The sequence below is a fragment of the Pseudomonadota bacterium genome (genome assembly GCA_039714795.1).
GTDB lineage: Bacteria > Pseudomonadota > Alphaproteobacteria > JAGOMX01 > JAGOMX01 > JBDLIP01.
The window spans coordinates 23,815-32,064 of the sequence record JBDLIP010000009.1 but is presented as its reverse complement, the minus strand read 5'-3'; the positions used below and the strand labels follow the sequence as shown (position 1 = coordinate 32,064).

The following is an 8,250-nucleotide window of genomic DNA, read 5'->3' as shown; positions in this document are numbered from 1 at the left end:
TAGAGCAGTGGTTTGTTGCTGGAGACCGGCAAGTTTTATCTGAGCCAGCTGATAGCCTGCTGCAACAACAATTTTCTTGTTTGCAGGCAGCTGATGCCAGGTTGCATGCTAGTTTGCAGCGTTCATTTGCCGACCAAGATATTACGGTTAAGGATGGGAAATTTGACAAGGAAGGCATTGATGATTGCAAGGACGGTGATTTCCAGAGAAATGATTTAAGGCGCCAATTGGCAGAGCTAGTTTTAAACAAAAAGCAGCAGCAAGAAATCAGGAATGAATCGGTGGCGCAACATGAACTACGAGAAGATTTGGATGCAGCAAGGGTGCAGCGCAATACCTGCGCGCACGGGTTAATGCAGCATGCATTCTTCAGTGTAGGAGTTCGTTTAAGCTCTAGTTCTCATCTGGAGCGGATTATTGCGTTTGATCGGGCCCATAGAATTCGTGAGATCTTGAAGAAATATCAAATCTCGCAAGAGGCTAAACTTGATAGCACTCCTTTCGTGAAGAAAATCCAAGATCATCTGAATTATGATGCTTATAAAGGAGACTCGCTTACCTATCAAACCATGTCCCAGAGTAAAATCTCTGTGGAGTTTGCAAAAGCCGGCAAAGGGGTTAGCAATGGGATTGACCCAAGGATTGATCCAGGGTTCGACAAGGGGTTTGCTAAAAGTTCTGGTAGTATTCCCAATGCAGCAAGTAGTTTCAATGCCCGCTCCAGTTACACAGATGCAGCAAATTTTGCGCGTTATGATTTAGATACTGTCAAGAATATTTGCCAAAGAGATGCAGAGAAGTTGGCAACGCACCTGTTGGGCATTAGTCCTAATAAATCAGCCAGCTCTGCCAAGGAAGTGCGTTATGGCAGGAAGGGTTCTTTTGTTTTAACCCTACAGGGGCGACGTGCGGGAAAATGGCAGGATTTTGAAACCGGAGAAGGAGGCAATCTATTTGCACTTGTTGGCCGGGAACAAGGAATTACTGAATTCAAAGACCAGTTGAAATATGTGGCTGAGTTTTATGGGATTGCACCAGAGAGTCATAACAAAGAAAGCCACAACAAAGAGAGTTACCACGAAGAGAGTTACCACGAAGAGCGTTATGATAAAAATGCTATGCCCGAATTGCTGCAAAACACCCAAAAACAGGAAGCGCAAAAGGAGACTGCGGCAATAGCAGAGGAGAAAGAGCGCCAGGCAAAGCTTGAAGCAGTAGCAGGGCTTTACCGGCAATCTAAACCCATCCAAGGCAGCATTGCAGAAACTTACCTGCGTGAGACCAGAGGCATTCAAGGTACTCTGCCAGATGATCTACGCTTTATCCCTAAGGGTACAGCTTTTGTTTATAAAGGCAAGCAGCAAACCACCAAGTATGATTGTATGGCGGCTGTTGGACGCAACTTTGATGGCGAGATACTCTCTATCCAGGTAACAAGCCTAAATCCTCAAGCTCAAAGAGCTGTAGGCAGGGACGGGAAAAAATTAAACAAGCTTAAGTATGGAATCGGCACTGGCTCCTTTGTCGTTGTGCAACAGAGCCAAAATCAGGAGAGTCAAGATAAAGAGCGAGTTTGGATAGCAGAAGGAGTCGAAACCGCGCTTTCGCTTAAGGAGGCAGGGGTAAAAGACAAAATCGTTGTCTCACAAGGTATTGGAAATATCGCCAACTACCAAGGAGACGAGCGGGAAATTATCCTATGTGCTGATAATGATGGACTTGAATCTGCAACGGCCAAAACCATTCAAAAGGCAGCGGCAACCTTAGAAGAAAAGGGCTTCGCGGTTCAGATTATTCAGCCCGAGCAAAAAGGGCAAGATTTTAACGATGTACTACTGAAAGAAGGTAAGAGTAAGGTTGCAGAATATACCAGCGCTGTTGATCTGCCATCATCTCAAACCCTTCAGAAAAAAATAGCAGGTGTTCAGCCGGAAATTTCATCAACGGCATCGCAAATGTCCCCTAATACCACAGATATTAAATCACAAGATGAGGCGCCACAAGCTAGGGTAGCACGAGATAAGGTTGCAGAAATTGCAAGATCTATAGAGCTGTTGGAACAAAGGATTGCTGCAAGCCGGGAAGAAGGTGATTGGGATACATTTGATCTGAGCCACAAACAACGCAGAGAAGTCATGGCTAAACTGGAAAGCGACCCACGTAATGTAGAGGCGTTAAAGCACAATCACCCACAAGTTTATGAAAAAGTTGCACATGAGGTCGAAAGAGAACTCTCTTTAGAAAGGTAGCGGGGATAGTTAATGTTCTGCGTATACAGCGCAGGTGTGAGCGGTCTCATGCTTAATGCAAAAAAGTGTAGCAGTTTCTTGCCGTCACCGTCTGCGCTGTACCCAGTCACCGCAATTTTAAAGATTAATTTGACAATATGGCAAAAATGTGTCATTACAGAAAGGTAAAGAGTTGGTCATGATCTTTATCCTTTAATCCCCGCAGAGACACTTTTGCGGAAGCTGGGGCTTGCCTTTAAGGTCGGCGTTAAAACATGTCCGACGCTCCCTCTCCATCAATATCCAGCCAGATAGAGTTGACGGCAGTAGGCGAAATCTACAACTGTAAGTTTTTACAAGTGATTTCGCCCCTTAACCGGGCTTTTACCGGATCACCGATTTTATTCCACCGAAGACCAAGCGAGGTAAGATTGGTCAATAAAGTTAAAGCTTTAGCCCCTTCATCCCCGATTTTATTACGCCCAATATTAAGCGAGGTAAGATTGGTCAATAAAGTTAAAGCTTTAGCCCCTGCATCGCCGATTTCATTATACCCAAGATAAAGCCAGGTAAGATTAGTCAATAAAGTTAAAGCTTTAGCCCCTTCATAACCGATGTTATTACTCTGAAGACCAAGCAAGGTAAGATTGGTCAATAAAGTTAAAGCTTTAGCCCCTGCATCACCGATGTTATTACTCTGAAGATCAAGCGAGGTAAGATTGGTCAATAAAGCTAAAGCTTTAGCCCCTGCATCACCGATTTCATTACCATAAAGTTCAAGCGAGGTAAGATTGGTCAATAAACTTAAAGCTTTAGCCCCTGCATCACCGATTTCATTATACCTAAGATCAAGCGAGGTAAGATTGGTCAATAAAGTTAAAGCTTTAGCCCCTTCATCACCGATTTTATTACCCCAAAGTTCAAGCGAGGTAAGATTGGTCAATAAAGTTAAAGCTTTAGCCCCTTCATAACCGATTTCATTACTCCAAAGATTAAGCGAGGTAAGATTGGTCAATAAAGTTAAAGCTTTAGCCCCTTCATCACCGATTTCATTACTCCAAAGATTAAGCGAGGTAAGATTGGTCAATAAAGTTAAAGCTTTAGCCCCTGTATCCCCGATTTTATTACTCCGAAGATCAAGCGAGGTAAGATTGTTCAATAAAGCTAAAGCTTTAGCCCCTGTATCCCCGATTTTATTACCATAAAGATCAAGCGAGGTAAGATTGTTCAATAAAGCTAAAGCTTTAGCCCCTGTATCACCGATATTATTACTCCCAAGCCTAAGCGAGGTAAGATTGGTCAATCGACTGGATAGTAACCTAGCAATAAATGACAGCATCTCTGGGTCTATATTTTGCAATTTTCTATACAAATTAAGCTTCAACTGATCTTGTGATTGATCCTGGGCCTGTGCTATGACCTCAATAATTTTTCTCACGTCCTGCGATAAAGGTAGGAGGCCTTGTAAAAAAAGGCTCGGATATAATCTGCGAAATTCGTGCTCTGATACGCCTGAACATCCCTTCAGATCCAGTTTTTTTAATTCTGGACTCTGCTCAATCACGGTATCTAACATCGAATCTTTGAGTCTTGCACACTGACTAATATTGAGATACTTCAGTTTGGGAGCGGTGATCAGTAATTTCGTGAGTTTCACACAATGATTTAGGGCTAAAGTTTTCAGTTGATTAAAGCTAAGTGCCGCATCAGAAAACCTGCTGATATCACCAATCTCCTTTAAAGTCCCGATATGACTGAGGTTCAAGACCTCAAGCGCTAACGCGGCATTTGCTAAATGCTTAATGCTTGCATTTGAGATCCGATTGCATCCCTTAAGGTTAAGATGGCGCAGATGGTTGCTTTGCAGGCTTTGGAGATGTGAATCTGTTAGAACTGAGCAGTTTTTAAAATGCGCCTCTCTGAGTTCTTTCCCTTGAAGATAGCCAAGCACCGCTTCTTGAGCACTGGGGTTGAGCTTTTTAAAATTAAGTGCTTTTAAAAACTCAGCCCGGGTCGATTCAACCGTTAGAGTTTTAAAAATATTGAGTTTCTGTCCTCCTCGGATTTGAGCCAATAGACCTTCCAGACTTTTTTGGTCTGTTTGCTCCTTAATGGTCTCCAGCTCTTTTAAGGCTTCACTTGGGCCATACCCCTTACCAGTACGCATTGATTCAAACACACTTTCTTGTAAGGGAATGTCCATTGATTTTAAGATATCCCCGCTTTTTGTTTGAGTTGTAAAACTGCCATCTTGTTGCTGTTGATAAAATGGAACATCTACTTGTTTAAAACGATCCAGAGGCGATGCAGATTTGTTCAATAAAGCCAACCGGTAACGTTTAGCCAAACGCGGCTCTAATTTACTCAGCACATCGATATGGGTAATACTGGGATCTTGGGTTAGGATATCACGTAATTGAGTCATCTTGTTATAGAGATGACTGATGGCGCCGGTTTGAAACGGAACCCCTAAGAAACATTCTTGGTTTTCAAACAAAGCCAGCCGATCTTTATCTTTTTCAAATAATCCAGTGTAATTGTTATTGATTTTTTTAAGCTCTCGCAGCCATTCTGTGAGAATTTCAATTGGACGTAGGTTGATAAATAACTGACGCATTGCTGTAGGAACCGGCTTGCTCATCAGGCCAAAGCAATACAAAATGGTTTTTACCTGGGCTACAGGAATAACTCGACGGGTCCAAAACGTTTTTTGTGCAGTTTCCCGAACAATGGCTGGTACAAAGGCATGATCATTATCAACTCCAACAACCCGATACTTTCCTGGTTTGGTCGGATGTGGCTCAACAACATAGTTGTCGGGTTTACCATCTTCAGGATTAGCCAGCATCGCCATCAGAATCATTCCTGACAGGCTGTCTTGATCGAGGTGCTGTTCAAAATCAGGCCTTCTATTTAAAAACTTACCTAAGGTGTCTTCTTTGCTCCCCATGGCATGCGAGAGCAAAATTGGTGTATTGATCTTTGCTGTACCGCTTTGGGGCAATTTGATCATTTCCACATGTGGAGCGCCAAATCCTAAAATACGCCGGGTTAAGATTCCCACCGCTTCTTCTATACCAGGCAACTCTGGAAATACTTTCAGATAAACGCCATGGGTGAGATTGAGTGAGCTGTTTAATGCTTGCAAAGGACTGGACAAACTGGCCTGACACACCAAATGATTACCATTTTGGGTGTAGGCAAGATACCCTCCATCTGCCTTTAAAAACTGTTGGGCAATAATTTTGGGCAGAACACGTTGGGTATAACTTGCAGTGGTAATGACTCGATCCGCTGCGCCAAGATGCTTTCTACCTCGAAAAGTCGGAAATAAAGTCTCTAAACAAATGCGCCACCTAATGGCTTGATTGCGTTGCATCAATTGGACAAAGGCGGGGATAAAATGGCTAGTTTGCTTGGCTAAAATGTGTTGATAAAACTTTAAGGCTAGGGTTTCAGAACAATGCGAACATCCGATTTGGATTAAATGGTTAAAGACATCACTCTTTTCCTGTAAGGCGATATCCAGAGCCGTGCGACGATCCAAAGCTTTCCGGTTGAGCCAAGCAGATAAAGCATGCGCGCCAGGATGTTGTTGTTGATAGTGTTGTTTTAAGAGATCAAGGATCATTGGTGGGTAATGGGAGACCACTGCATGCCGCAAGCTGTTCCAACCTTCATAATCTTTCTGATCATCAACCACTCCTGCATCAAACTGTAATTGCTCTAATAAAAAAACCAACACCTTTATGGGGCTATGCCAAGACAGAGCTTGAAGGAGCAAACCGTCTCGGTACCAACTGTCGTGCAAGGAGATTGTTGAATCATTGGAGCTGTTGCTTGCATGTTTAGGGGCTATTGTTAGGGCTTGCTGATTTTGTAGATAGTCAACAGCCAGAGTTAAATAATATCTGGAGGTTTGCAGTGCGTTAACGTTTTTTAAGATTTGTTTGTAAGCAGAGTTTACAGCAATGAAACTATCCTGTTCACTGGGCCTTGCGGTCACTTGTGCTAGGGCTTCAGCAACAGTGGTTTTACCTGGAAGTTGTTCTTCAAGATTTAGCACCTCTTCTAAATACTTTTCTTCATAGCGCGCGTCGTGATGATTTTGTGCATGAATGTATTTGTAGGTCTCGTGCACTGATTCATCTTGGTGTGAATTAATCATGGCTCGATAGAACCTGGCTGCCAGGGATTGAACTTTATAAAAAAGCTGCCAATGGGTGAGGGCCCGGTTATCTTCCAGTGATAATTGGACTTTGCGTAAAGTTTGGCTTAATTGTTGGACAATCTGAGGTGGAATCTTTACTGGCAGTTTAAGGCTATGTTGGTATAGATCTTGAATGAGGTAGGGTTGGACGTTTGCCCCAAATTCACCTTGACTATTGGTATACCCCTGTTGGGTGAGATTGTGATATCCTTGGTGGTCGTGCAAGAGCTGTTGCAGCCATTGCAGAACGAATTGCTCTGGATGCAGAGTTTTCAGTCTGGCAATAACTTCAGGGGCAACCACAGTGTTCATCGCTGGTAGACAGTAGAGTATGTTTTTAACTCCAATTTTATGCCAAGCTAATTTTGTGGCTCCTTGATATTTTGCACAGGAAACCACAGGAGCAATGAGGGCCATGTCATTATCAATGCCTGTAATGTGCTGACGACCTTTGGAATCTTTTTGCACTCTAAAGTTATCTGGTTTACCATCTTCTGGATTGGTCAATAGACTGATCAAGAATTGCTCACTGAAATTACGCGCATCCAGTTGCTGATACAGAGTTAGATTTTTATCTGCTGCATCGATAAAATCATGCAATCCAGGTCCTGCGATATGATAACTGGCTTGCAGCACATGGGTGGGATCTGGTTCGGTGAAGTATTGTTCTGCGCCAAAGTGCTCAGCAAAAAACTGAGACGAGGTTTGCCCATTGCTTCGAGCCATGATGTATTGGCTATGCAGCGGTGAACCTTTGGCAGGAGAGAGAATATTGACGTTATTTAGAGTTACCAATGCTGAAGGCGCCATACCCCTGCCAAACAAAACCTTAGAAAACCAATAGATGGCTGATTCTTGCCCCACAGGTAAATCAGAGGTGCCCATATTGGCTTTAAAATGCACTCCTAAATTTTCTTGTTGGCTGCTGGGGAAAAAGCTCACCGGATGACTACCTTCTTGGTTTTTCTTGATGCATAAACCATGTTGATCTTGGGACAACAGATTCAAGGCCATTGATTGTGAGATGCGATAAGACCGAATGGGCACACCAAACAGAGAGCTATTAGCAGGCTGATCTCTTGGAGAAAGCGTGTTTAAAAAATGCTCTCCGGTTAAAATAGCTTTTGACTTGATATGCTGATCACAAGCAAGACCTGGGGTATCAAATGCTTGGAGATATCCATGATAATGCTGTGAGACACCCTCTAATACATCAGCAAGATCGGTTTTTTCACTGATTAAAGCATCAAGCGTCTCTATTACCTGCCTTAGACGTGCCAAAGCTGAGTGCTGTGAAGATGAATTGGCAATAAGGCTTTCACGTTGGTTTCTTAAGTTTATGATCAAATCTTCAGGCTGACGCAGCATTGTGAGAATCTTTTGTAGACGCTTAACGAAAGCTTTGTCGGGATTTTGTCCGGTATTTTTGTGTTGTAGAAACTGGCTTAATTGCTCCCTAGCCCGTTGTACTTCATTGGCTTGAGCGTCTGTGACCTCTAAGATGAGTGAATACAGTTGGCGTTTGCCATCACACAGCTGATCTTTGCGCACATCTTCCACAATATCGTGCCAGCGCCAACTGACTTGAGAAGCTCGAGACAAGCTTTGACGATCCAATGGATGCAGCATCCGTCCCAACAATTCATCTGTACCATTGTCTTGCTGAGCAAAAATCACAGCAGTTCGTTTACGTGGATCTTGCGGCATTATGCTGGTTGCATAAACAGCAATCTGCGACCAGGAAAAGCTGATCAGAACTAGCCAACAACAAAATGATTGATTAAAAATACGCTTTAAAATATTCATAGACTG

The 8,250-nt window shown here is 43.1% G+C and carries 2 protein-coding genes; one reads left to right on the top strand and one right to left on the bottom strand.

The window, feature by feature from the left end; genetic code table 11:
- On the top strand, nt 1-2,249 hold a 2,249-nt coding region (locus ABFQ95_01650), incomplete at its 5' end, for a toprim domain-containing protein (GenBank protein ID MEN8236244.1).
- A 316-nt stretch (nt 2,250-2,565) separates the two neighbouring features.
- Here the strand turns inward: ABFQ95_01650 and ABFQ95_01645 are convergent.
- Nucleotides 2,566-8,244, bottom strand: coding sequence for a hypothetical protein (locus ABFQ95_01645; protein ID MEN8236243.1), 5,679 nt, complete (start codon nt 8,242-8,244; stop codon nt 2,566-2,568).
- Nucleotides 8,245-8,250: the final 6 nt, after the last annotated feature.